Raw genomic sequence first — 24,790 nt, forward strand, 5'->3', positions numbered from 1 at the left:
TTGTATAGTGTTTGTTACAGATCTTATGCTTTTGCAGCTAATAAATTAACTGTTTTAGCTACCGTATCTTTAATTTCAGTTCTTTTTACGATGAAATCTACAAATCCTTTTTCCTGTAGGAATTCAGAGGTCTGGAAACCTTCCGGAAGGTCTCTTCCGATTGTCTCACGGATTACTCTCGGACCTGCAAACCCGATCAGCGCTCCCGGCTCAGCCATGATAATATCTGCTGTCATAGCGAAAGAAGCCGTGATACCTCCAAAAGTAGGGTCACAAAGGTAAGCGATGTATAAAAGTCCTGCTTCAGAAAGCTGAGCAAGCTTAGCCTGTACTTTAGCAAGCTGCATCAGAGAGTAAGTGGCTTCCTGCATTCTCGCTCCTCCGGACTGACAGATGATCATGTACGGAAGTTTGTTGGCGATACAGTAATCTACCGCTCTTCTGATTTTTTCACCCATTACAGAACCCAAAGATCCACCGATAAAGGCGAAATCCATACATGAAACTACCATTTCGGTTCCTTTTACGGTTCCTACTGCATTTCTGATGGAGTCTGTAAGTTTTGTTTTTGCTCTTACTTCTTTCAGACGGTCTTTGTAAGGTTTTGTATCCTTGAAGTTTAAGATATCAATACTTTCAACATTGGCATCCAGTTCAGTGAACTTACCTTCGTCAAAAAGGATCTCAAAAAATTCTGCACTTCCTATTCTTACGTGAAATCCGTCTTCAGGAGAAACGTAGCTGTTTCTTCTCAATTCATCATGCTCCACTATTTTTCCTGATGGAGTCTGATGCCAAAGGCCTTTGGGAACATCCTTTTTTTCATCAGTAGAGGTGGTAATGTTTTTTGCTTTTCTTTTAAACCAGTCGAATGCCATTTTGATTGTATTAGGGTATAAATGTAAAATGTATTAATGTAAACTGTATCCGTTATGAATACTTTTTACATTAATACAAATGTACAGTTCTTATTTTAAAGTATTTACGTTGTTTAAGTCTTCAAACGCCTGAACCAGTCTTGTAGAGAAAGTTTCCTCACCTTTTCTTACCCAAACTCTTGGGTCGTAGAATTTCTTGTTAGGTTTTTCTTCTCCTTCAGGGTTTCCGATCTGAGCTCTTAAATAATCAATATTGTTAACCATATAATCTCTAACCCCTTCCGTGTAAGCGAACTGAAGGTCAGTGTCAATATTCATTTTGATTACTCCATAGTCGATAGCTTCTCTGATCTCTTCTAAAGTAGATCCTGAACCTCCGTGGAATACAAAGTTAATCGGCTTGTCAGCTGTTCCGAATTTCTCCTGAACATATTTCTGAGAGTTGTCAAGGATTTTTGGGGTAAGAACCACGTTTCCTGGTTTATAAACTCCGTGTACGTTACCGAAAGCAGCAGCAATGGTAAAGTTGTCAGAAATCGCTTTTAATTTTTCGTAAGTATACGCGATATCTTCCGGTTGAGTATATAGTTTAGAGTTGTCTACATCAGAATTGTCTACACCGTCTTCTTCTCCACCTGTAACACCGATCTCAACTTCTAAAGTCATCTGCATTTTAGCCATTCTTTCGAAATACTGAGCTGAAATTTCAAGATTTTCTTCCAGAGATTCTTCAGAAAGATCCAGCATGTGAGAAGAATAAAGAGATTTTCCGGTCTGCTTGTAATACTCTTCACTTGCATCTAATAATCCGTCGATCCAAGGTAATAATTTCTTAGCACAGTGGTCTGTATGTAAAATCACAGTTGCTCCGTAAGCTTCTGCTAGAGTATGAATATGTTTTGCTCCGGCGATAGATCCTAAAATAGCTGCTTTCTGACCATCGTTGTTGAGCCCTTTTCCTGCGTTGAAAGCTGCTCCACCGTTTGAAAACTGGATAATTACAGGAGAGTTTAATTTCGCTGCGGTTTCCATAACAGCGTTTACATTGCTTGAACCAATTACGTTTACTGCAGGCAGTGCAAATTTGTTTTCTTTAGCGTACTGAAAAATATCAGTAACTAATTGACCTGTGGCAACTCCTGCCGGAAAAATTCTGCTCATGTTTTACTTTTTATTTTAAATTATTAGGCGTTTTTAAAATTCCTGTAAAGGTAATCATTTTTGAGGAATTACTAATTTCTTTTGTCCCTGCCCCAAAGCAGCTTCTGACGGATTGTTTCGTAGAAACTCAAATGGTTGGGTTGCACCAGAAGGATCTGGAAATCTGCCTTTTTGATGATAATTTCTTTATCGGTTTCTATATGTACCAGCCTTGAGTCCAGCGACAGAGAATACTGCGGCACTCTGCTTTCCACTCTAAACTTGATTTCCACCCTGTCATTCACCACCAAAGGTCTTACATTCAGATTGTGGGGAGCGATGGGAGTAATGACAAAATTTTCGTTGTTCGGAGAAATGATCGGTCCGCCACAGCTTAATGAATAAGCTGTAGATCCTGTGGGCGTTGAAACGATAACCCCGTCACCCCAGAAAACATTCAAAAATTCATCGTTGATATAAGAATCTACCGTAATCATAGAAGTCGTTTCCTTTCTTGAAACGGTAACATCATTTAATGCATACGGAAAAAAATCGTCAGATCTCGGAGAAACTACTTCAATCACAGCGCGGCGGCTGGTTTTCACATCACCTTTTAAGATGGCATCCAATTCTTTGAATGCTTCTTCTTTGGTAAAACTCGCCAGAAATCCTAGTCTTCCGGTATTGACACCCACGATCGGGATCTCCAGGTCTTCAATAAAAGTCAGGGAATTCACGATGGTTCCGTCTCCTCCGAAAGTAAAGAAAAGGTCTACCTCCTTATCCAGAAGGTCCTGTTTGTTGTTGAATGTTTCAAATATCTTTGAGAACTGAAGTGCTTCAGCCATTTCATCGTACAGAACAGATTTTACGCCTCTGGTTTCAAGTTCTGAAATAAACTTGCTTAAATATAAAAAAGTATCGAGGTCTTTTTTCTGAGAATATATGGCTGCCTTCATGTTATATTTCTATGAATTTTTGGAAAAATCCGAACCGGTCTTTAAACAGATCAGATTTTTCGTCAGAATAGTATTTTTCAACAATTCTGTAATCGTACCTGTCAAAAGTAGCGTCTATCGAGGAGAGATTTTCATTGCTGATCTTTATCGTCACATGAATCACTTCATCGGACATAAAAGTGATAAATCCACCGTAAAACTTCGAGTTATTGCTTTCTATAATATTGGCGATCTCCGTCATCGAATATTTTCTGGCCGGCGTTTCTATCGTAAGGATAGCTCCGGTCTCTGAAAACAGGGGATAGCGGGAAAGATTCTGAAAAATATCTTCACAGGTGATGTACCCGAGATACTTTTCATTCTTATTAATCACCGGGATCACGTTGGCACTGAAAGTATAGAACAGACGGATGCTGTCCATAATATTATTGTCCTCCAGAATGGCAAAACGCTCAATCTGGTGTTCAAGATCTTTCAGGGTTCCTTCACCTTCATAAAGAAAGTCTTCTGCGATAGCTCCGTAGAAGTGATGAGATTTTTTGATGAAAATGTGGGAATATCCGAAATCCTCTAATGTGTTCCTCGCTGATTCTATTGAGTCAGTTAGGCTAAAACACGGAAAGTCTTTTGAGATATAATCCTTGATAAACATTGTGCTAATTTATAAAAAATTAAATGAAACTTTTTCTCAAAATACCACTTTTTTTCAGGAAAAAAGAAAAAAGTGATGTCAAAATTTGTTTGTAAAGAAAAAAAAGGTACCTTTGTCGCCTTTCATTTTTACTTTTTATTAGATTTATTTCAAACTGCACTGTCTTTTAAGGACATATGCAGTTTTTTTATTTTAGGGCTTTTGCAAATTCCCACATCACAATTCCACCGCATACACTTACATTCAGAGAGTGCTTGGTTCCCAGCTGAGGAATTTCCAGGAATGTGTCAATATTCGGGAGCGCTTCATCGCTTATTCCTTCCACTTCATTTCCTAAGATCAATGCATATTTCTTTGATTTGTCTATGGTGAAATCCGTAATCATCACGCTATCTGTAGTTTGCTCGATTCCAATGATCTCATAGCCACGGCTTTTATAATCACTGATGGCTGTATTAATATCACTTTCATGACCCCAGTCCACACTTTCTGTAGCTCCCAGTGCAGCCTTATGGATCTCACGGTGAGGCGGTTGTGGCGTAATGCCGCAAAGAATAATTTTTTCGATCAGAAAAGCATCTGCCGTTCTGAATGATGCCCCTACATTGTGCATGCTTCTGAGATTGTCTAAAATAATGACCAATGGAATCTTCTCGACCTTCTTAAATGTTTCTACATCTATTCTGTTCAGTTCTTCCAGTTTTAGTTTCTGTACCAATTGTTTTATTTTGTTGAGATTAATTTTCCGTCTCTGTAGACCTCCGTCTTTTCAACGCTTCCGTCTTCACGGTAGTGAACCCTGTTGCCATTCCATTTATCGTTGGCGAATTCTGTTTCGCGCTGCACTTTTCCTGATGGATACAGTGCTTTCCATTTTCCGACAGCCTGTCCGTTGTCATATTGCCCGATCTGTTTTACAGATTTTCCGTCTTCATGAAACAGTTTGGTTTCCCCATGCAGCTTACCCATTCTGTAATTGGAAATTTCGGTTATTTTTCCTGCAGGAGAGTAAAAAGTAGCCAGTGAACTGTCGTCATATACATTTTTCTCTCCATTTCTGAAGGTTTCTTTGGAGGTAAGAACTCCATTTTTGTCATAATAAGACCATTCTTTTGCTTTATGGCCTTTTTTATTTTCCCCTTTGGCCTGTACCTTTCCATTATCATAATAATAGACCGCTTCTCCTTCTATTTTTCCCTTTTTCCATTCCACGACCTGTTTTACCTGTCCGTTTTCGTAGAAATCTTTGCAGGATCCTTCCTGAAGTCCGTCTTTAAATCCGCATGGCTTTTGTGCTATTGCCCACGATGTTGCAGTCATTAATAGCAGAAAAAAGTATTTCATAGATTTTTTTATTTCAAAAATAGCAAAATACTTATATTTGATTTAAAATATTAACATGAAAAAAATATCCGCTTTACTGCTGTTGGTATTCGCTTTTCTATCGGTACAGGCACAGAATACCTATTATCCGCAGGCTTTTTTCGATAAAAAGATGGCCAGGGAGATGCTAAGCTTCGGAAATTCAACCATTGAAGGAGTGGCTTCCACAAAACAGAAAAATAACTGGGGAATCAAACCTCTTCTTGGTGGAAAACATTATGCACCCAAAGGAACTGTGGTAATGCTTTTTCCTGTAACGCCTTATTTTGATGAGTTTTACAGCATGAGAAGAAAGTATGAAAACAAAAAGACCACCGTATATATGTCCGAAGATGCTTTTAAATATAAACTGGAAGCTCTGACAGATGATTACGGAAGATTTAAGTTTGAAAAATTAAAACCCGGAAAATACTATCTGGAAACCATCGTCAACTTTACCGCAACAGGGAGCTATCAGCAGCAGACCGGAAGATCGGATGCTTACAATGCATATGGAGGATATCTGTATTCTTCACCGATATACCAAACATTCTTCTACGGCTATTCTGCAGCCAACAGAGAAAGCAAATTTGTAGAAATAAAAGAAGACGGAGAACTCAAAGAAATCAACCTTTAAGGTTGATTTTTTACTTTTTCAGCCCCATGATCTGGTGAACGCTCTTCTCGATATTCTGGGCTAATGCTTCCATCGGAATATCATTTTCATCATTATTGAAAGGATCCTCAATTTCTTCTGCGATCAGTTCAAGACTCATCAGTACATAATACACAAAAACCGTCAGCGGAATCATCAGAAGGCCAATTGTAATGACATAGGCAACCGGCAGAGCCAGTACATATAAGATGATAAATTTCTTGACAAACGAAGAATAAGAGTAGGGAATAGGGGTGTTTTTAATTCTTTCACAACCACCGCATACATCCAGAAAACCGGAAAGCTGGGTGTCGAGATACAGCATTTCAATATCCGAGATTTTCCCTTCTTTTTTCAGCTGGTTCAGTTTATGGGTCAAAAGAATGATAATTTCACTGGGACCGTGATGCTTCAGAGATTTTTCAATTTCGGAATAATCTTCATCCAAAGCCAGTCTTGTAGACTCCTTAGACAAATGTTTGGCGAGGAAATGCGGGAAATATTTTAAATATCTTGAGATCTGCTCTGCATCCTGACGGTCATTCTCTAAAATAGCATTGATCTTCACTGCAAAATTTCTTGTATCGTTCACCAGTTTTCCCCAAAGCTTTCTGCCTTCCCACCATCGGTCGTAAGCGGTATTTGTTCTGAAAACCAATAACAAAGAGAGCACAAAGCCCAATAAAGAATGAATCATTCCTACATTGCTCACCCCGGATTTTGTGGTCAGGTGCAGATATTCCACTTCCAGATACTGAATGCCCCACGAATACAGTCCCACAAGGATCATCGTCGGAAAAAGGATCTTCATGGTATCGCTTTTATGCATGCTGAAAAGGATTTTCAGGAAATGCTTGGTGTTGTAGGCTCTCATAAATTCACTTAGTCTTACAAATATAATTTTTTCATTTCAGCTCTGCTTTATCGGGAGCCTTAAAATAAGTTTAAAAATGAGTGGGAAAGAGATTACTTCGGGAGTTTCAGCCCCCATCGTGTTTTCAATTAAAGTTTCCGGGAAGGGTGATCATATGTTTGAATCTGTTATGTTTTTAACATTAAGACATTTAGATTGTTAAGTTTAAAGAAGGGTTAAGAAATATCTTACGATATTTTTAAGCGTCCGGCTTCATAAAATTCTAAACTTCTTAATGTTTATAAAAATCCTCAATACAAATATGAGCAGGCTCCCGAAGCCCCAATACTATTTTTTAATTTTCACAGATTTCAAAAAAACACTATTTTTATTTCGCATTAAATAACAAAATAAGATGATCCTCGAAAACGTAGATGTAGTCCACGATATCAGTAAAGAAGATTTTCAGAAGAATTATTTCAAAAAGCATAAGCCTCTTTTGATCAAAAATTTTGCGGCCAGATGGGATGCCTTTGACCAATGGAATCTTGCGTACATCCGTGAAAAAGCAGGTGACCAGGATGTTCCGCTCTATGATAATAAACCGGCTGATGCGTCCAAAAGCTCAGATGCGCCGGTGACGAATATGAAGATGAAAGATTATATCGACAAAATTAAAAGCGGACCTTCAGATCTGCGGATCTTTTTCTATATCATCACAGACCGGCTTCCGGAACTGTTGAAAAACTTTACTTACCCTGATTTGGGAATCAAGTTTTTTAAGCGGTTGCCCACTCTTTTCTTCGGTGGAAGTGAAGCGCATGTTTTAATGCATTACGATGTGGATCTAGGGGATTTCCTGCATATTCATTTCGAAGGAAAAAAGAGAATCCTGTTATTCGACCAGAAACAATCTGCTTTCTTATATAAAGTGCCACTATCCGTTCATACCGTGTATGATATTGATTATGAAAACCCTGATTATGAGAGGTTTCCGGCTTTGCAATATGCCAAAGGTTACGAGATTTTCATGGAGCACGGTGATGCCCTCTTTATTCCAGGTGCATTCTGGCACTTCAACCGGTATCTGGAGCCAGGGTTTTCAATGTCACTCAGAGCGCTTCCGAATAAACCGGGTGTTTTCGCTAATATGATGTACCATGTTTTTATCATGAGGTATACAGACAAGCTTTTGCGCAAGCTATTTAAGGCTAAGTGGGTGAATTACAAGCAGAAGTGGGCGTATGAGAAAGGGACGGAGGCGTTTGAAAAGAAAAGGAAATAGCTAATGTTGGGATCCTTGTCAAGGTTTTAAACCTTGACAAGGATAGTTCGATTGAATTTCAACGGTTTCCGTTTTCAGGACTGAACTCCCATCTTCCATCTTATTCATTAATAAGTCCGAAAATCTTAGCATCCACAAATTTCCCTTTTTCAAAAAAGTAATCACGCAGAATTCCTTCATCTTTAAAGTTTAAAGAATGTAAAAGTTTCTCCGAAGCAATATTCGCAGGATCTGTAAAGGCATCGATACGGTGAAGTCTCATGCTTTCGAATCCATAGATAAGGATAGGAAGAATGGCCTCTTTCATATAAGATTTTTTCCAGAATTTAGGATTCAGCTCGTAGCCGATCTCAGCACGGAAATGTTCAGGATACCAGTTGTGATAGCCGCATGTTCCAATCACTTTCTTTTCTGACTTCAATTCCAGAGCCCATCGGAAACCTTTCCCTTTCTCGAATTCATTATTAAAATAGGTGATGATGTTTTGAGCATCCTCAAGAGTTTTGAAGGGGGCCAGATCATAATATTCCATCACTTCATCCAGGGAAAAATACTCGAAGAGGTCTTCCGCATCATGGGGAGCGAGCTGTCTTAAAAGGAGTCTTTCAGTTTCTAAAACCGGATAGATCATATCACTTATTTTATTTGAAAAATACGACAAATATTTTGTTCTGAAATACATAAGTTATCTGAGCTAAAGTTGAGAAGTGTGAATGGTGAATTTTGCTTTGCAAGTGAAAGGTAAATTTTTGGAGGAGATATCAGACACAAGACATCAGATTTCAGACAACCCAAAACCTGCATCCCGAAACCCAAAAACCCGCATCCCATAATCTCGAACCCCTCAATCTCAATTTTCTTAACCCGAACTCAGGTAATTTTAATTAAATTTGGGGCTCATTTTTTATTATGGCAAAAACGAAGAAGGAAACTCCGCTCATGACGCAGTACAATACCATTAAGGCAAAATACCCTGATGCACTGCTGCTGTTCAGAGTAGGAGACTTTTATGAAACTTTCGGGCAGGATGCTGTGAGAACCTCTCAGATCCTCGGAATTGTACTTACCAAAAGAGCGAATGGAGACGGTCATATAGAGCTGGCAGGATTTCCACATCACTCGGTGGATTCCTATCTTCCGAAGCTGGTAAGAGCCGGAATGAGAGTCGCTATCTGCGATCAGCTGGAAGATCCGAAAACCGTCAAAGGCATTGTTAAAAGAGGCGTTACAGAGCTTGTGACACCCGGAGTGACGTTCAATGATCAGGTTTTAAATTCAAAAAAGAACAACTTCCTTCTTTCCCTTCACAAAGAAAAAGAAAAGTACGGAATTGCCATGGTAGACGTTTCTACCGGTGAATTTTTGGTAAGTGAAGGAAATTTAGAAAAGATTCTTCATATCATCAACACTTTTGATCCGAGCGAGATTGTTTATCAGAGAAGTGTTCAATTGCCGGAACAGCTTAAAAATAAAAGTGCCTTTAAACTCGAAGACTGGGCTTTCCAGTATAATTTTGCCTACGAAAAACTGACTTCCCACTTTAAAACGAAGTCCTTAAAAGGTTTTGGTATTGAAAATCTTCAGCTGGCCATCACGGCTGCAGGAGCCATTTTCGCCTACCTGGTGGAAGATACCCATCACAATCTGCTTGCCCATATCACAAAACTTCAGGTCATTCCGCAGGAAGATTATCTGATGATGGACAATTTTACGTTAAGAAACCTTGAAATAGTATATCCGAGTAATCCACAGGGGAAATCACTGCTGGATATTATCGATAAAACATCTACTCCCATGGGAGGGCGATTGCTGAGAAGAAGGATTATTCTTCCGCTAAAATCCGTAGATGAGATCATGAGAAGGCTTTCTCTGATTGATTTCCTGAACGAAAAAGATCATCTGAAATACGAAATCTGTCAGCTGTTGAAATCCATTTCGGATCTTGACCGACTGATGGGAAAACTGGCTGCAGAAAAAATTTCCCCAAAAGAACTGGGTTATCTGCGTCAAAGCTTAATCAATATTCATCAGATAAAAGCTTTGCTTCATCCGCATGCAGATGTTCTGGCCTGGCTGGAACCGCTGTTTGATATGGAAGAGCTGATCAAGTTTTTACAAAATCATCTGAATGAAGAGCTTCCAGTGAATATTTCAAAAGGAAATGTCATCAAAGGAAATGTATCTGAAGAATTGGACAGGTTGCGAAACCTTCAGAATAAAGGCCGTGGTTTCCTGGATGAAATGTGCCAGAGAGAAATAGAAAGAACAGGAATTTCAAGTCTTAAAATTGATTTTAATAATGTTTTCGGATATTATATAGAAGTAAGAAATGCGCATAAAGATAAAGTTCCTACGGAATGGTTAAGAAAGCAGACGCTTGTGAATGCAGAACGTTACATCACCGAAGAACTCAAAGAATATGAAAGCCAGATCCTTGGCGCCGAAGAAAAAATAGGCGTTCTGGAAAATGAGCTGTACAGAAACGTATGTGCAGAAACCATGGTCTATATGGATCAGATTCAGGGGAATTCACATATTATTGCGCAGCTTGATGTTTCTGCAGGATTATCGGAACTGGCTGTTTCTGAAAGTTATACGAAACCGGTCCTTAATCAGGGCTATGCTATAGATTTAAAGGAAGCAAGGCATCCGATTATTGAAAACGCACTTCCTTTAGGGGAAAAATATATTCCGAATGACATCTTTTTAGATAAAGATTCCCAGCAGATCATTATGGTGACAGGTCCGAACATGGCCGGTAAATCCGCGATTCTGCGCCAGACTGCGATTGTGTGTCTTTTGGCCCAGATCGGAAGTTTTGTTCCTGCAAAACATGCTGAAATTGGCGTTTTAGATAAAATCTTTACAAGGGTAGGCGCTACCGATAATATTTCAGCCGGCGAATCTACTTTCATGGTAGAAATGAACGAAGCTGCGAATATTCTGAACAATATTTCAGAGCGAAGTCTGATTCTTTTAGATGAGATCGGACGTGGAACTTCTACCTATGACGGGGTTTCCATTGCATGGGCTATTGCAGAATACCTTCACCAGCATCCTACGCAGGCAAAAACACTGTTTGCAACGCATTATCATGAACTTAATGAAATGACGGTGAATTTTGAAAGGGTGAAAAACTTCCACGTTTCCATCCAGGAAAACAAAGGAAATATCATCTTCCTAAGAAAGCTGGTTCCGGGAGGCAGTGAGCACAGTTTCGGTATTCATGTGGCTAAACTGGCGGGAATGCCGGCAAAGGTGGTCAACAGAGCCAATGAGATCCTGAAAACCCTTGAAGCAAGCCGTACGCAAACCACCAGTACTTCTGAAAGCATCAAAAGAGTTACAGAAGAAAATATGCAGCTTTCTTTTTTCCAGCTGGATGACCCTGTTCTGGAAAATATCCGCGAAGAATTGACGAAAATAGATATCAATACATTAACACCTATTGAAGCTTTAATGAAGCTGAATTCGATAAAAAAAATGATTGGAGGGTAATCCAATCATTTTTTATTGATCCAATTTGATGATTAACAGCAGTATCCGTCTTTACCTTTCGGCCCGATAATCATGAAATGGCTGGGTACTCCTCTGAGTTTACAAAGGCCTTCAGCACATGCCGCGCCTCCGTTGATTTCCTTTAGCTCTTTTTTCGTGAGCTTTCTACTTTGAATGTTTGAACTTTTCATACATTTTGGATTAATGATGATCACTATTTAGCAGCATGGTCCATCCTGGATTCCATAAACTCCGTATTGTTCTTCACCCGTTGCAGGATCAAAGCAGCTCACCACCAGTGGACAGATCGGTCTTGCTCCACCACTAATTTTCTTAAGCTCTTTTTTGGTCAGCTTTTTAGGCTGAAAATTTGATTTTTTCATAATAATTTTGTTTTGATTGTACGCTAATTTACATTTAATTTCTTTTAATTCAATAGGTTGTGATTAAAAAATTCTGTTAAAATTATCATTGGAAAATCAATAAATGGGGTCTTTACAGTATTCTCAGCTTTATTTAAATACTGAATTTTAATTGCAGATAATATGTAAAAAAGGATTTAACTATTTCTCCAGCTTTTTATCCAACCACAAAGCAGATAAAGATCATCCTGGATTTAAATGATAATTAATGACTATTTTTGAATATGAAGAATTTATTGACCCTATTGACTGTATTTCTGTGTGTTACGGCTTTTAATGCCCAGCAGACAGAAGTCCCTTCCATGAAATATGAAGACCTTGAAAAACGCATTCAGAAGGAGAATGATAAGCTTTTGGTGGTCAATTTCTGGGCTACGACCTGCGCTCCCTGCGTGAAAGAACTGCCTGATTTTATGGAAATCAACCATAAGCTAAAGGATAATCCGAAGTTTAAAATGATCCTGGTTTCCCTGGACAGATTGGTGGATAAGGAAAGAGTGATTAAGTTTATCAAAAATAAAAACCTTACCGCCGAAGTGATCCTGCTGGACGATATCAAAAGAATGAATACCTGGATTCCAAGGTTTGAAAAGAACTGGGACGGAAATATTCCCGTAACCATTTTTTATAAAAACGGTCAAAAAGTACACTTCAACGATGGTGAAATGAGCAAAGAAGACCTCGAAAAAACAATTAACGATAACTTACAATAAAATAAATATGAAAAACCTGAAAATTTTAATGGCGGCCTTCATTGCCGGGCTTGGATTGCTAAGCTTTACAGCTGCAGATCATGAAAAAGAAGGCGCTCAAAAAGTAAATGCTTCTGTATCTGCAAAAGGGTATGAAGTAGGAGATGCAGCGGCCGATTTTAAGTTGAAAAACATCGACGGGAAAATGGTTTCTTTAAGCGATTTTAAAAGTGCAAAAGGATTTATAGTTGTTTTCACCTGCAACCACTGTCCTTATGCTAAAAAATATGAGGACAGAATTGTAGAGCTGGATAAAAAATTCAAAAATCAAGGGTATCCGGTTATAGCCGTTAATCCCAACGATCCGAATGTACAGCCTGAAGACGGCTACAAACAGATGATCGACAGAGCCAAAGAGAAAGGCTTTACGTTCCCTTATTTAGTGGATGAAGGCCAGAAGGTGTATCCGTTGTACGGAGCTACAAAAACACCCCACGTTTTCGTCCTGAAGAAAGAAAACGGAAAGAATATCGTAAAATATATTGGCGCAATCGATAACAATTACGAAAACCCGAATGATGTATCGGAATATTATGTTCAGGATGCTGTCAATGCCCTGATCAAGGGAGAGCCTGTAAAAATGGATAAAACAGTGGCCATTGGATGTACAATCAAAGTAAAGAAATAATATATTTGCTTTAGCAGTTTAATATAAGATCGGTGTTCTTTTGAATACCGATTTTTTATGGCTTAAAAACGTAATTTTGCTGTTCAATTTTTAGCCCGCTAAACAAAAATTAATCATATAAAGGCTTTAGCCAAAACTTAAAACACCACATGGAATTTAAATTCAGTCTGAAATATCTTCTGCTCACCATCTTCATTTTCCTGATAGAAGTCCTGATCGCTACAAAACTGGCAGATATCTTCTTTGTAAGAGCTTACCTCGGAGACGTTATTGTTGTGATGCTTCTCTACACTTTCGTAAAGAGTTTTGTGAAAATAAACAGTGAGAAACTTATTCTTGGAATTTTTGTTTTTTCATGCCTTGTGGAGTTTGCCCAATATTTTACGGTCGCAGAAAAACTGGGCTTCCGTCCTGGAGACCTTATGTATACCGTTATTGGAAATTCTTTCTCGTGGATTGATATCCTGTGTTATGGTGCTGGATGTATTTTGCTGTATCTTTTTGTAAAATTAAATCTAAAAAAGGAAGAAGAACTGAGCCTGTAAACACTGTTTTTCTCGCTACTCAAGAAGGAAAATTAAAGACTGTTGCATTCTGGCCCTTACTTTTGTGCCGTTTTCTTCAGCAGGGATCCATTTCTCATCATCTTAAGTGCTTTAATAAACTCATTTCTTATCGATTCATGTTCGTTGGAAGCTATTGAGTTGTCTGAAATCTGATGTCTTATATCTGATATCTCTCTCAAAAATTCACCATTCACGTTTCCTATCTTCCAAAACTGTCGTACTTATCTTCCGCATACTTGATGAAACGGTTAAGTAACGCTACGTTGTCCTTTTCCATTGGGGAAAGTTCTTTATCTACATTATTGGACACAGGAATATACCAATCTGTCTGTTCAAAGAAATATCTGTAGGTCTCCTTTTTGAAAGAATAGCCGTGTCTCGCAAAAACAGAGTTTTTAATGATCTCAAGATCGAGTTTTCTTAAGTTTTTAAGTTCCTTCTCCGTCAGTTTCTGTTTGGAAGCATTCAGTTTAAAAATAGCCTCAGAAGCCATTCTGTTTTTGGAAGTCTTATAACTTTCTGTTTTTCCGGTTTCTTCATCGGTATATTTTTCTACAAAATCCTTAGGATTGGACCAGTCTACCAGATCAGAATCCTGATCCAGCATAAAGTTCGGATTGTAGACAAATTCTTTTTTGGAAAGTTTAATGGTTTTTAAAGGCGATTTTACAGCCGTTTTATTGAAAGCATTCCATTTTCCGGTGATGCTGTCGCCGCTCAATTTTATTTCAAATCTGCCATCGGTTTTATCGTTACCGGGTTCATCCAGGACAAAAGATTTCATACTTTCATTAAAAATACCTCTGAAAGGACGTTGGTTTCCATTGACAATACTTTGTCCGTACACACTGTCTTTAGTGATCCTGTTGATCTTCAGAGAAATTTTCTTATTCACAAAATCCTCATACTGTTCGCCGTCTTCAGAAGAAATCATTTCTTTTCCGGCAAAATCTCCGGTATAAATTCCGTAGTATTCTTTATAAATTTCAGGAACCACAGCGGAATCCTTTTTAGCGATCACAGAATCTTTTCCTGTTTCGGTTATTTTTCCGTCTTTCTTACAGCTCAGCAGGGAAACTGCCAGCAAAGAAACAAGGGTGTAATTTAAGATTTTCATATATGTTTTTTTGTTATTAGGTATTCAATTAAAAGGATATTGGGGATCCAGCCCAGCCATGCGATAATCTGGTAGACATCCATCGGATTTGGGTGGAATAAATATACAATAATTACTTTCCAGATCCGTAACGTAAGAGCAGATAAACTGAGGGCATAACTTCGCCACATCCACTGCTTGTGTTCTCTAAATTTTTTTTGTCTTGCAGACTGATAGGCTTTGTACGTAGAAAACCACCAAAGGCTCCCTAAAATAACGAAAGAGATTTTGGAAAGGTAGCCTCCGTTGGCAAAAAATCCCATGTAGATTCCAGAAGGAGCAGCCAGAATCAGAATTAAAAAAATGTAGACTTTTCCAATATTCCTGTGAAAGTTTTTGATCCCGAAATCCTTTCTGAGAATAGCCAGAAATCCGGAAAACAGCACAAAAATACTGGTATACACGTGGGTATAGAAAAATGAAAGATATTCCGGTCTGTCCTGAACTTCTGTCTGTTTGATCATCAGAAAGCTCACATTCGGATTGAAGGGAATATATTCAAGGGTAATTTTTAGCATCAGCCAAAAGAAATATCCAAACCCTAAAATCAAAAGGGTTTTTAAGATAGAAGGGATATATTTTCTGGCCGTAAACATTTTAATTATTCATAGTTAAGGTGAAAGGAACCCTATAATAAGAACGGACCAGAACCCCTTTATGTTCTGCCGGTTTCCATCTGGTTCTCAAAGATTTTATAGCTCTCTCTACTTCTGCATTAAAATCGACATCGTCTCCGATTACCACAATGCCTTCTATTCTTCCCTTGATATTAATTATAAATTTTGCTTGAGAAAATAAGATTCCCTTTTTTCCTTCTATTCCTTTTATTTTGTTTATTTTTAGTTTCTTGGCGATATCTTTTCGAAGTTCCATCATCCCTCCAGGATATTCAGCACCTTTAGATTTCTCTGAAACATCTTGTAAAGGAGGAGTTTTTAAAGTGTCCAGTGTTTGCGTATAGGCTGTTATTGAACTTAAAAATAAGATAAACAATACTATTTTTTTCATTCCTAAAGATTTCGGATTCTAAGCATTTTTATTATTCAAAAGTAACAGCAAAGGGAATAGTATACTTTGCCACCACAGGAGTTCCTTGCTGTGTTGAAGGTTTCCATTTTGGTTTTATAGATTGTATGGCTCTTTCCACTTCTTTGTTAAAATCTTCGTTTTCTCCGTTTACGATAAGGTTTTCTATTTCACCCTTAAGGTTGATTGAAAATGCTGCTTTAGACTCTATTCTTCCCTTTGCCCCTTTTATACGGTCTATTCTTATTTTTTGACCAACTGTTTTTCTAAATTCTCCGAACCCTCCAGGGTATTCTGCAGGTTTACCTGTCTGTTCTGTCTGAGAGGGTTTCACGGTTTCCTGTGTCTGTGAAAATGCAGTCACTGATAAGAAAATCAGAGCTAATACTGTTATTTTTTTCATATCTCTAAATGATTTAAATGTTGTGAAATAAGCCATCCTTCACTCCAGCACGCCTGGAAATTAAAACCTCCCGTCACCGCATCAATGTTCAGAACTTCACCGGCAATATGAAAATTGGGAAGAATTTTTGAAGTCATGTTTTTGAAGTTAATTTCCTTTAAATCAACTCCTCCGGCGGTCACGAATTCATCTTTAAACGTAGATTTTCCTGTAACCTTAAGTTTTTTTCTGCAAAGGTTTTCAAGGATCTGCTGCATTTCTTTTGCTGAGATATTGGAGACCTGTTTATTAAGATCAACTTTTGAAACATCCAGTACTTTTTGCCAGAACCTGTTGGTGACTTCAAAGATCTTCGCCTGCCCAATGGTCTTTTTCGGATTGGACTGCTTAAAATTCAGGAAACTTTCTTCCGCTTCGTCCATAGATTTTGAAATAAAATTCACTTCAATTTCAAAATGATACTTTGCTTTCGCAAGACTTATGGCTTCCCAAGCTGAAATTTTCAGAACAGCAGGTCCGGAAAGGCCCCAATGGGTAATCAATAATGGTCCGCTTTCTTCTGTTTTTAATGCAGGAATCGAAATCTCGGCATTTTCAAAGCTGGTCCCGGGAATATCCTGTAGCAATTCATCTTTAATATTAAATGTAAAAAGGGAGGGAACAAGATCCACAATCTTATGACCCAGATTTTCAATGATTTTCAATGATTTCGGAGAACTTCCGGTTGTATAAACGACATAATCCGCCTGAAAATCTCCCAAACTGGTTTTGACAAGATATTTTTCGCCCTGTTTTTCAATTTCTTTAACGGAACATTTTGTTTTAACCTCAACCTTTTTATTCTGAATTTCAGTCAGAAAAGTATTGATAATGGTCTGCGAAGAATTGCTTTCCGGAAACACGCGGTTGTCATTTTCTATTTTCAAAGGAACGTGGCGCTGGTCAAACCAATCCATTGTGTCCCCTGGCTGAAATTTAGTGAAAACACTTAACAATTCTTTATTACCCCGTGGATAAAACTGAACCAGTTCCCGGGGATCAAAACAGGCATGGGTGACGTTACAACGCCCGCCGCCTGAGATTTTTACCTTCTGAAGTACATCCGAGTTCTGTTCCAGGATGGTAATGCTATATTTTTTTTCGTCAAGATTCGATGCACAGAAAAAGCCTGCTGCACCGCCTCCGATAATGATGATCTGTTTCATGTATAGGTGTAATCTTATGCTGAAGATTATATTTTTCAAAAGTACAATTTTTATAAACCATCTTATTTGAGTAATTTTGAAGAATATAATTTAATCATACTAAAAACAACTTTTACATGATTTTTTACCATAAATTCGAAGTACGCTGGAGTGATCTTGATGCCAACAAGCACTTAGCCAATTCATCATATGTACAGTACTGTGCGCAGTCCAGAATGGCCTTTATGACCAAAGAAAAAATGGGAGTTACCCAGTTAAGCCGATGGGGAATCGGGCCGGTGATCATGCATGAAAGATATTCTTTCTTCAAAGAAATCTATGCAGACCAGACGGTTATTGTAAGCCTGGAGATAGATGGATGCTCAGAAGATTCATCAATCTACAGATTTGTTCATAAATTCTATACACCAGACGGAGTACACTGTGCTACTGCGGAAGCTACAGGAGTATGGATCGATATGATGCTGAGAAAAATGACAACGCCACCGGATGATGTGGTAGAAGCCATGAACAAATACAAAAGCCCTGAAACCATCGTGATGACCAGAGACGATTTCAAAAAACTTCCTTTCCGTCCGGATAATGTGGATCCGGCAGAATTCACGAAATAATACTCAAGGTTAATGTTCAAAGTCATGAATACATTTTACATTGGACATTTTACAAAAAAGAAAAAATTATGTTTGAAGATAAATCAGAGGAACTGACCCCCATTTCCAAATTAGGAGAATTCGGTCTTATAAAGCACTTGACAGAACATTTTCCACTGTCCAACGAGTCTTCGGAACTTGGAGTAGGAGATGACGCGGCAGTTATCAATCCGGGAAATAAAAAAGTTGTTTTGACAACGGATGTGCTTGCAGAAGGCGTTCACTTTAACTTAGGCTATGTTCCTTTAAAGCATTTAGGATACAAAGCGGTTGTCGTGAACCTTAGTGATATTGCAGCCATGAATGCGGTTCCTACACAAATTTTGGTTTCTCTTGCCGTTTCCAACCGTTTTCCGGTGGAGGCTTTGGAAGAGATTTATTCCGGAATCCAGGCAGCTTGTGCAAGATATAAAGTAGACCTTATCGGTGGAGATACGACAAGCTCCAATTCCGGATTGGTGATGAGCATCACGGCTGTAGGAATTGAGGATGATGAGAATATCGTAAAAAGAAGCGGTGCAAAACCGAATGACCTTCTGGTGGTAAGCGGAGATCTTGGCGGTGCCTATATGGGACTTCAGATTCTTGAAAGAGAACACGCCGTTTTCCTTGCAGACCCGAATATGCAGCCAGAAATGGAAGGATATGATTATATCCTGGAAAGACAGCTTAAACCTGAAGCGAGAACCGATGTGAAAACCATCCTGGAAGAACTGGATATCAAACCGACTTCAATGATTGATATTTCTGACGGTCTGGCTTCTGAAATCCTTCATCTTTCTGATCAGTCCAAAACAGGATTCAGACTATACGAAGAGAAGATCCCGATGGACAGCCTGACGATCTCTACGGCGGATGAAATGAACCTTAATCCTGTCATGACGGCATTAAGCGGTGGTGAAGATTATGAATTACTGTTCACCATTTCTCCGAATGATTTTGATAAAATTAAAAACCATCCTGATTTTACAATCATTGGTCATGCAGTAGAGAATGAAGAAGGTAACCATATGGTTGCAAGAGGCTCCAATCAGCTTGTTCCGCTTACGGCACAAGGCTGGGACGCTTTTCTGGGTAACCAGCAGAATGGATAAAATTATATTTAATTTTGAATATTGTAGAAAACCGCAGCACTTTTTTTGCTGTGGTTTTTGTTTAGCCAAATAACATTAAAGAAGCGCATAGATGAATCCATCAGAAAAAAATATCCCCGTGCATCACCTGACCTCCGAACAGTTTCAGCTGATGACTCTGGATAGCGGACATCCGGAGAACTTTAATGATGTTCACCGGCATAATTTCTTTGAAATCATCTGGTTCAGACAGGTGAAGGAAAACAGCAGCTTAGACTTGGATTTTGAACATCATTCCCTCAAAAATAACCAGATCTGTATCATCGCACCGGGACAGGTTTTCAATATGAAGCTGAAAGGTGAAAAAGGCTATGTGCTGGCCATAAGTCGGGAGATATTTAAAGAAGTCTGCGACATAGAAACAATCCTCACAGGTGGAACGTGCCCCTTTTCTTTGGATCCTCAAAGTGCAGAAACTTGCAGTACTATTATCTCGCTTATGGAAGAGGAATATAATGGAATATCAAGGATAGATTTATTAAAAACCTACCTGAGAGCATTCTGTATCATTATCACCGAACAGATAAATCTGCAGGATCCCTCAATTAACGACAGACAACGAATCCAAAAGCTGGTAAGTCTGATCGAGGAACATTATACGGTTGAGAAGGACACGGGATTTTATGCAGATCAGATCAAGGTAAGTGCCCATCATCTGAATGATATTGTCCGCCTTTCAAGAGGAACGACAGTGAAAAAGATGATCGCCCAGCGATTGGTGCTCGAAGCCAAAAGAGAACTCAGTTTTGGGGCTTTAACCGTTAAAGAAATTGCTTTTAAACTGGGGTTCAGCGACGCTTCTTACTTCTCCCGCTTTTTCAAAAAGCATACAGGTCAGAATCCTGATGGATTTAAGGCCGGAAAAGAGTAGGTAGATATTAGACAAGATATCAGATGTCTAGGTTGAGGCTGAGAATGGTCAATGGTCAATTTTGCTTCGCAAGTGAATGGTGAATTTGTGGGGGAGATATCAGACACAAGACATCAGATTTCAGACAACCCAAACCCCGCATCCCAAAACTCATCACTCATAATTAATAACTTATAACTTTCCAAAACTCTCAAACCCTAAAACCCTCCCACTCTCAAACTCGTCCCCCGCATCCTCAGTTTGTGCTGGTCTTCCTTCAGTTCCTGTATGGTAAAGCTTTGTTTTTTAGAGGAATTTTGCAGGACGAAAAAACCGCCTTTTGCGGAACTTTTAATGACTGACTGACCCTTTATGAGAAATTTAAGTATCGTAGTGTTTATTCTGGCACTCCTCAACACCCTTGAATCACTGAGTATAGACCTTTATCTGCCGGCTTTCCCAAGCATGGCTCAGATTTTCGAGACTGATATCGGGCATATTCAGATTTCTATTTCTGTGTTTTTTGCAGGATTTGCCTTCGGACAGCTGCTTTGGGGACCTCTATCTGACAAAACAGGTCGTAAACCGATGCTGTATTGCGGACTTTTGCTCTTTATTATAGGAGCCACTGCGATATTTTTCACAGAAAATATTTATGTATTGTGGGCGATGCGTTTCTTACAGGCTTTCGGAGGAAGTGCCGGAATCGTCATTGGACGTGCCATAGTCATTGATCTTTATGACAGGCAGAAATCTGTATCCATCTTTTCACAGCAATCCCAGATCAGCGGAATTGCTCCGATTGTAGCTCCATTACTGGGAAGTGTATTTCTTAAATTCTGGGGTTGGAACAGTTCGTTTGCTTTTTTAACGATTCTTGGTTTGATAACCCTGTTCATGGTATACAAATACGTTCCTGAAACCAATTCGAAAATGACACTTCCTGAAAATGCAGAAGACGAAAAAGGATTAAAAGATCACCTGAAAACCATACTTTCGAACAAAGAATTTATCAGCAGTACAATGATCGGAAGCATTGCTTTTGCCTCTTTGATCATTTATATTTCCAATGCCCCGTTTTTATTTATGGAGCTTCACGGATTCTCCAGTGGTGTTTTCAGCTTTATATTTGGTTTTAATTCATTAGCCTTAATAACAGCGGCGTACCTTACTCCTAAATTGATTAAGAGAATAAGCGATACAAAACTTTTATTGGCAGCAACGCTTTTACTGCTGATTGTCTGCAGCCTTCATATCCTTATTGCAGCGGGAAACCTTTCAGTAGCCCTTGAAATTATGATGCTGTATCTGTCATTGCTGGCGATAGGCGTTCTTTTTCCTATTACTTCTGCTCATGCATTATCTCCCTTTAAAGAAGGTCGTGGTACAGCCGCCGCCGTGATGGGATTTATGCAGCTGATGGTTACTTTTTTACTCTCAGGACTGGCCGGGTTTCTAGAAGCAGATTCCATCATGCCGATGGTTTTCATGCGTGCCTCGATCGCATTAATCGCCGTTTGGTTTGCCTACCGCTCATTTAAGAGCAAGAAAGTTCCTCTGGAATTGGAGAGCCCCAAAGGGGCGATTTAGCCAAAAAATAGGATGAAGTCCTATTTTTATGTCACCGTTCTTTTATGTCATCCATCTTTACATCATCCCGTCATTTTTCCTTTTGGTCATACCATTCGGGCACTTAATCAAGTAATTTTTGAAACCGACCTCCAAAAGTATCTCTTTGCATAAAATTTAAATTATGAAGAGAAATCTTTTGGCCGCTGCTAGCTGTCTGTTGGGCTATTGGGCCAGTGCTCAGTCCGGAATTTCCGGTGAACTTAAAACGGAATATATCCCTTTTTCCAACTACATTCGTCCTGAAGACAGTGCGAAAACCAATTCCAAAAGTGATTTTAAAAGAGCAGACCTTAACCTGAGCATTCCATTGTCCATGAAAAAAGACAGCAGTGGAAGAGTAAAAGCTTGGTCACTTCTGTTGAGTGGATCTTACGCCAAAATGAAGCATAAAGACTACGAAAAGCAGCTGTTTCCTGATCAGATGCTGAATGCACAGGTCGGAATCCAGCACATGAGACCTTTAGGAAAGAAATGGAGTATGATGATGACAGCTGCCGTAGGAGTGTATACAGATCTTGAGCAGGTGAGTTCCGATGACATTCTAGGACAGGGTGGTATTCTGTTTATCAGACATTTCAATCCTAATCTTGCGCTTGGAGCAGGACCTGTACTGACTACGGCTTTTGGGGTTCCGATGATCTTACCGTGGATTTATTTCGACTGGAAAACTAACGGAAAAATTAAATTCAACATCAATTTCCCTGAAGGAATGGAAGCGGGTTATCTTTTTTCAGACAAATTTGCTTTAAAAGCGGTTGTTAACCTCAGCGGAATGACCGTAGAAAGAAATAAAGACGGAAAATCGATGTTACTGGGCTACCAACAAATTACAGCAGGAATAAGACCGGAACTGAAGCTGAATGACCATCTTAGTCTTCGGTTGACAGGAGGAACAGCTCTGCTGAGAAGTTTCAGTGAAAACGACAGAAAGATCAAAAATATTTTCAAAGACAAAAAAATGATGGATCCGAAGTTTGCCAGCTCACTGTATGTAGCGGTATCGCTGAGGTGGAATTTGCCATAAGGCAAAGATGGAAGATGGAAGCGGGGAGATGGAAGTTACTAGTCGACAATTATTAGCTTGTAGACCATTGATTATAAATATCATAGATTTAAATAAAAAAGGCATAAAGTTATTATTAGCAACTTCAATAACCTCCCTCTTCCCGCTCCCATCTTCCATCCTTATTGGATAAGTTCAAACAAAAAGACAATCATTTAATCTTTAACGACAATAACTTCCATCTCGCAGCCTCCATCTTCCCTTCTAAATTACTTACTAATAAGCTTCTTATACACCACCTGATTCAGCAGCTCCTCTTTCCTTGTACGAGAAATAGGAAGCTCTGTTTTGTTGATGAACAGACGTCCGCCGGAGATCATATCAATATGGGTAATGTTAATCAGGAATGATTTATGGATTCTGAAAAAATGCTCAGAAGGCAGTGATTCTTCAATAGCCTTCATCGTTTGGTGGATCACCAGCGATTTGTCTTTAAAATGCAGTTTGGTATAATTCTGCATACTTTCGATATACAGAATATCCACCCAGGATACCTTGATAAAGCTGTCGGATTGCCTTACATACAGAAAAGGATCATCAAAAGGAGAGTTTTTCTTCATCTTTTCAGAGACAATAAATTGCTGCTGTGCTTTGTTCACAGCCTGATAAAAACGGTTGAATGCAATGGGTTTCAGAAGATAATCCACCACCTGCAGGCGATAGCCTTCCAACGCATATTCTGAATAAGCGGTTGTGAGAATAGATAGAGGTGGGTTTTCCAGCTGCTCCAGAAATTCCAGGCCTGTTAAATAAGGCATATTGATATCCAGAAATAGAAGATCAATTTCTTTTTCCTTTACGATGGCATCGGCTTCCAGTGCGGTGGCGCAGGTGCCTTCCACGGACAAAAAATCAATCTGATCTGCCAGTTCTTTAAGGTGAAATCTAGCCAGAGGCTCATCGTCGATAATCAGGCATTTCATTTTAGGTATATTACTGGTCATTGTTTTCAGATAATTGTAAGGTTAAAGTTACTTTGTATATATTATCGGCTGCCACAATGGTAAGCTCGTGGGTATTCGGATATTGTAGTTTTAATCGTTTTTGTACATTTTGAAGGCCGATTCCGCCGGAACCCTCCTTCTTTTTATGGGTTGCCAACTCTGAATAGCAGTTTTCAACATAAAATAAAAGAAAACCGTCTTTCTCCATACAGGAAATCTTTACATAACCTTTATGTCCGGGAAGTCTGCAGACATATTTAAATGCATTTTCGATGAATGGAACCAGCAGGAGAGGCGCAATGAATGATTTTTTATTTCCGATACTCCAGTCCGCATTTACTTCCAGCTCATTACCCCATCTTAGTTTTTCCACTTCCACCAGATTTTGAAGATGCTCAATATCCTGACCTAAGGGAACCAGATTCTGGCTGCAGTGGTAAAGCTGATAGCGTAAAATGTCGGAAAACTTAAGCAGCAGATAATCTGCAAGTTTCGTGTCCGTTTTCATCAGAATATGAATGTGATTCAGAATATTGAAAACCACGTGAGGATTGATCTGATCCTGTAATAATTTCAGCTGGTTCTCCAGATGAGCCTGTTGAAGCAGGATATGATCCCGTTCTATTCTTCCGTGTTCCTGATAAAATTTAATTCCGCATGCAGATCCGTTAATCAAAAAAGAAGCAGGCAGAGCCAAATAGAATCCTTTCCATAAAAAGGGAAGATGATCGATGAAATTCGGAGGAAGTTCATTCTTGGAGTTGACCTCGATATACGTGAAGATCAGAGAATAAATAAAACTCAGAAAAAGGATAACTGCGGTAGCCTGAACCAAAAATAATTTCATCCTTTTTGCCCGCAAAGCACTGGGAAGAAGTCGCGTGGTGAGAAAATGAGTGAAAAAAAATGAAGTGATGACAAGAGCAATAGTCTGGAATACAGCGGATGGTTTGTCAGAATTAGCCTGAAAGTTGATGTACACAGCTGCCGCAAAGACAAGCCAGAACATCGTAACAAAAATATATTCTCTTAAAATAAAAGGTTTTGTCATGGAAGAGGATCAAGTAGATTTATAAAA

28 protein-coding genes are annotated in these 24,790 nt (G+C 39.0%); 11 read left to right on the plus strand and 17 right to left on the minus strand.

What is annotated here, in order from left to right; all coding sequences use genetic code 11:
- Nucleotides 1-23: 23 nt before the first annotated feature.
- From accD to BUA72_RS18105, 6 genes are all read right to left on the minus strand, one after another.
- Nucleotides 24-878: an acetyl-CoA carboxylase, carboxyltransferase subunit beta gene (gene accD / locus BUA72_RS18080; RefSeq protein WP_034724377.1), complete on the minus strand. Its 855-nt coding sequence runs from the start codon at nt 876-878 to the stop codon at nt 24-26.
- A gap of 90 nt (nt 879-968) precedes the next feature.
- Nucleotides 969-2,039: a class II fructose-bisphosphate aldolase gene (fbaA, locus tag BUA72_RS18085; protein ID WP_047451199.1), complete on the minus strand. Its 1,071-nt coding sequence runs from the start codon at nt 2,037-2,039 to the stop codon at nt 969-971.
- Nucleotides 2,040-2,110: 71 nt separating this feature from the next.
- Complete coding sequence (locus BUA72_RS18090; protein ID WP_072924403.1) at nt 2,111-2,977, minus strand: NAD kinase; 867 nt, start codon at nt 2,975-2,977, stop codon at nt 2,111-2,113.
- 1 nt (nt 2,978) lies between these two features.
- Complete coding sequence (locus tag BUA72_RS18095) at nt 2,979-3,629, minus strand: CBS domain-containing protein (protein WP_047451195.1); 651 nt, start codon at nt 3,627-3,629, stop codon at nt 2,979-2,981.
- 187 nt (nt 3,630-3,816) lie between these two features.
- The gene (locus BUA72_RS18100; RefSeq protein ID WP_072924404.1) at nt 3,817-4,347 is read right to left on the minus strand and encodes an RNA methyltransferase; all 531 of its coding nucleotides are present in this window, start codon (nt 4,345-4,347) and stop codon (nt 3,817-3,819) included.
- 5 nt (nt 4,348-4,352) lie between these two features.
- On the minus strand, nt 4,353-4,973 hold the full coding sequence (locus BUA72_RS18105) for a toxin-antitoxin system YwqK family antitoxin (RefSeq protein ID WP_072924406.1): 621 nt from the start codon (nt 4,971-4,973) through the stop codon (nt 4,353-4,355).
- A gap of 55 nt (nt 4,974-5,028) precedes the next feature.
- Between BUA72_RS18105 and BUA72_RS18110 the strand changes: the two genes are divergently transcribed.
- Entirely contained in the window at nt 5,029-5,628 is a 600-nt protein-coding gene (locus BUA72_RS18110) for a hypothetical protein (protein WP_047451191.1), read from the plus strand.
- Between the two features lie 10 nt (nt 5,629-5,638).
- Here BUA72_RS18110 and BUA72_RS18115 read toward each other — a convergent pair whose 3' ends face one another.
- Nucleotides 5,639-6,520, minus strand: a complete 882-nt coding sequence (locus BUA72_RS18115) for a bestrophin family protein (protein WP_047451190.1) — start codon at nt 6,518-6,520, stop codon at nt 5,639-5,641.
- Nucleotides 6,521-6,914: 394 nt separating this feature from the next.
- Here BUA72_RS18115 and BUA72_RS18120 point away from each other — a divergent pair, with 394 nt between their 5' ends.
- Entirely contained in the window at nt 6,915-7,784 is an 870-nt protein-coding gene (locus BUA72_RS18120) for a cupin-like domain-containing protein (RefSeq protein ID WP_072924407.1), read from the plus strand.
- Nucleotides 7,785-7,884: 100 nt separating this feature from the next.
- Here BUA72_RS18120 and BUA72_RS18125 read toward each other — a convergent pair whose 3' ends face one another.
- Nucleotides 7,885-8,415 (minus strand): GNAT family N-acetyltransferase, encoded by a 531-nt coding sequence (locus BUA72_RS18125; RefSeq protein WP_072924409.1) that lies wholly within the window; start codon nt 8,413-8,415, stop codon nt 7,885-7,887.
- Between the two features lie 278 nt (nt 8,416-8,693).
- Here BUA72_RS18125 and mutS point away from each other — a divergent pair, with 278 nt between their 5' ends.
- On the plus strand, nt 8,694-11,282 hold the full coding sequence (gene mutS, locus BUA72_RS18130) for a DNA mismatch repair protein MutS (protein WP_072924411.1): 2,589 nt from the start codon (nt 8,694-8,696) through the stop codon (nt 11,280-11,282).
- A 32-nt stretch (nt 11,283-11,314) separates the two neighbouring features.
- On the opposite strand, the gene BUA72_RS24250 is transcribed toward mutS, so the two are convergent.
- Both BUA72_RS24250 and BUA72_RS24255 read right to left on the minus strand, forming a co-directional pair.
- Nucleotides 11,315-11,473: a bacteriocin gene (locus BUA72_RS24250; RefSeq protein WP_139259644.1), complete on the minus strand. Its 159-nt coding sequence runs from the start codon at nt 11,471-11,473 to the stop codon at nt 11,315-11,317.
- Nucleotides 11,474-11,500: 27 nt separating this feature from the next.
- On the minus strand, nt 11,501-11,665 hold the full coding sequence (locus tag BUA72_RS24255) for a bacteriocin (RefSeq protein ID WP_139222072.1): 165 nt from the start codon (nt 11,663-11,665) through the stop codon (nt 11,501-11,503).
- Nucleotides 11,666-11,928: 263 nt separating this feature from the next.
- Between BUA72_RS24255 and BUA72_RS18135 the strand changes: the two genes are divergently transcribed.
- The 3 genes from BUA72_RS18135 (at nt 11,929) to BUA72_RS18145 (ending at nt 13,629) form a co-directional block, all read left to right on the plus strand.
- Nucleotides 11,929-12,417, plus strand: a complete 489-nt coding sequence (locus tag BUA72_RS18135) for a TlpA family protein disulfide reductase (RefSeq protein ID WP_072924412.1) — start codon at nt 11,929-11,931, stop codon at nt 12,415-12,417.
- Nucleotides 12,418-12,424: 7 nt separating this feature from the next.
- Nucleotides 12,425-13,084, plus strand: coding sequence for a thioredoxin family protein (locus tag BUA72_RS18140; RefSeq protein WP_072924414.1), 660 nt, complete (start codon nt 12,425-12,427; stop codon nt 13,082-13,084).
- Between the two features lie 149 nt (nt 13,085-13,233).
- On the plus strand, nt 13,234-13,629 hold the full coding sequence (locus BUA72_RS18145; RefSeq protein ID WP_072924415.1) for a ribosomal maturation YjgA family protein: 396 nt from the start codon (nt 13,234-13,236) through the stop codon (nt 13,627-13,629).
- 220 nt (nt 13,630-13,849) lie between these two features.
- Here BUA72_RS18145 and BUA72_RS18150 read toward each other — a convergent pair whose 3' ends face one another.
- Genes BUA72_RS18150 through BUA72_RS18170 form a run of 5 tightly spaced genes read right to left on the minus strand, consistent with a single transcriptional unit; the run spans nt 13,850 to nt 17,440 of the window.
- The gene (locus BUA72_RS18150; protein WP_047451177.1) at nt 13,850-14,767 is read right to left on the minus strand and encodes a YARHG domain-containing protein; all 918 of its coding nucleotides are present in this window, start codon (nt 14,765-14,767) and stop codon (nt 13,850-13,852) included.
- Entirely contained in the window at nt 14,764-15,402 is a 639-nt protein-coding gene (locus BUA72_RS18155) for a DUF2306 domain-containing protein (RefSeq protein ID WP_072924417.1), read from the minus strand. The genes BUA72_RS18150 and BUA72_RS18155 overlap by 4 nt, the downstream gene beginning before the upstream one ends.
- A 1-nt stretch (nt 15,403) precedes the next feature.
- Nucleotides 15,404-15,814, minus strand: a complete 411-nt coding sequence (locus BUA72_RS18160) for an energy transducer TonB (RefSeq protein WP_072924418.1) — start codon at nt 15,812-15,814, stop codon at nt 15,404-15,406.
- Between the two features lie 31 nt (nt 15,815-15,845).
- Nucleotides 15,846-16,235 carry an energy transducer TonB gene (locus tag BUA72_RS18165; RefSeq protein WP_175548916.1) on the minus strand — a complete coding sequence of 130 codons (390 nt, stop codon included), beginning with the start codon at nt 16,233-16,235 and terminating at the stop codon, nt 15,846-15,848.
- Entirely contained in the window at nt 16,232-17,440 is a 1,209-nt protein-coding gene (locus BUA72_RS18170; protein ID WP_072924421.1) for a BaiN/RdsA family NAD(P)/FAD-dependent oxidoreductase, read from the minus strand. Before BUA72_RS18170 ends, BUA72_RS18165 begins: the two co-directional genes overlap by 4 nt.
- 116 nt (nt 17,441-17,556) lie before the next feature.
- Between BUA72_RS18170 and BUA72_RS18175 the strand changes: the two genes are divergently transcribed.
- From BUA72_RS18175 to BUA72_RS18195, 5 genes are all read left to right on the plus strand, one after another.
- A complete protein-coding gene (locus tag BUA72_RS18175) occupies nt 17,557-18,051 on the plus strand; it encodes an acyl-CoA thioesterase (protein WP_072924423.1) in 495 nt (164 codons plus the stop codon).
- 68 nt (nt 18,052-18,119) lie between these two features.
- Nucleotides 18,120-19,184, plus strand: a complete 1,065-nt coding sequence (thiL, locus tag BUA72_RS18180; RefSeq protein WP_047451169.1) for a thiamine-phosphate kinase — start codon at nt 18,120-18,122, stop codon at nt 19,182-19,184.
- A gap of 91 nt (nt 19,185-19,275) precedes the next feature.
- Nucleotides 19,276-20,094 carry a helix-turn-helix domain-containing protein gene (locus tag BUA72_RS18185; RefSeq protein WP_052202349.1) on the plus strand — a complete coding sequence of 273 codons (819 nt, stop codon included), beginning with the start codon at nt 19,276-19,278 and terminating at the stop codon, nt 20,092-20,094.
- 351 nt (nt 20,095-20,445) lie between these two features.
- A complete protein-coding gene (locus BUA72_RS18190) occupies nt 20,446-21,663 on the plus strand; it encodes a multidrug effflux MFS transporter (protein ID WP_072924424.1) in 1,218 nt (405 codons plus the stop codon).
- 163 nt (nt 21,664-21,826) lie between these two features.
- The gene (locus BUA72_RS18195) at nt 21,827-22,729 is read left to right on the plus strand and encodes a DUF6268 family outer membrane beta-barrel protein (protein ID WP_034724342.1); all 903 of its coding nucleotides are present in this window, start codon (nt 21,827-21,829) and stop codon (nt 22,727-22,729) included.
- Between the two features lie 248 nt (nt 22,730-22,977).
- Here the strand turns inward: BUA72_RS18195 and BUA72_RS18200 are convergent, their stop codons facing one another.
- Complete coding sequence (locus BUA72_RS18200) at nt 22,978-23,712, minus strand: LytR/AlgR family response regulator transcription factor (protein WP_072924426.1); 735 nt, start codon at nt 23,710-23,712, stop codon at nt 22,978-22,980.
- Nucleotides 23,702-24,763, minus strand: coding sequence for a sensor histidine kinase (locus tag BUA72_RS18205; protein ID WP_072924427.1), 1,062 nt, complete (start codon nt 24,761-24,763; stop codon nt 23,702-23,704). The genes BUA72_RS18200 and BUA72_RS18205 overlap by 11 nt, the downstream gene beginning before the upstream one ends.
- Nucleotides 24,764-24,790 lie beyond the last annotated feature (27 nt).

The sequence above is a fragment of the Chryseobacterium sp. OV279 genome, assembly GCF_900128945.1.
Taxonomy (GTDB): Bacteria; Bacteroidota; Bacteroidia; order Flavobacteriales; family Weeksellaceae; genus Chryseobacterium.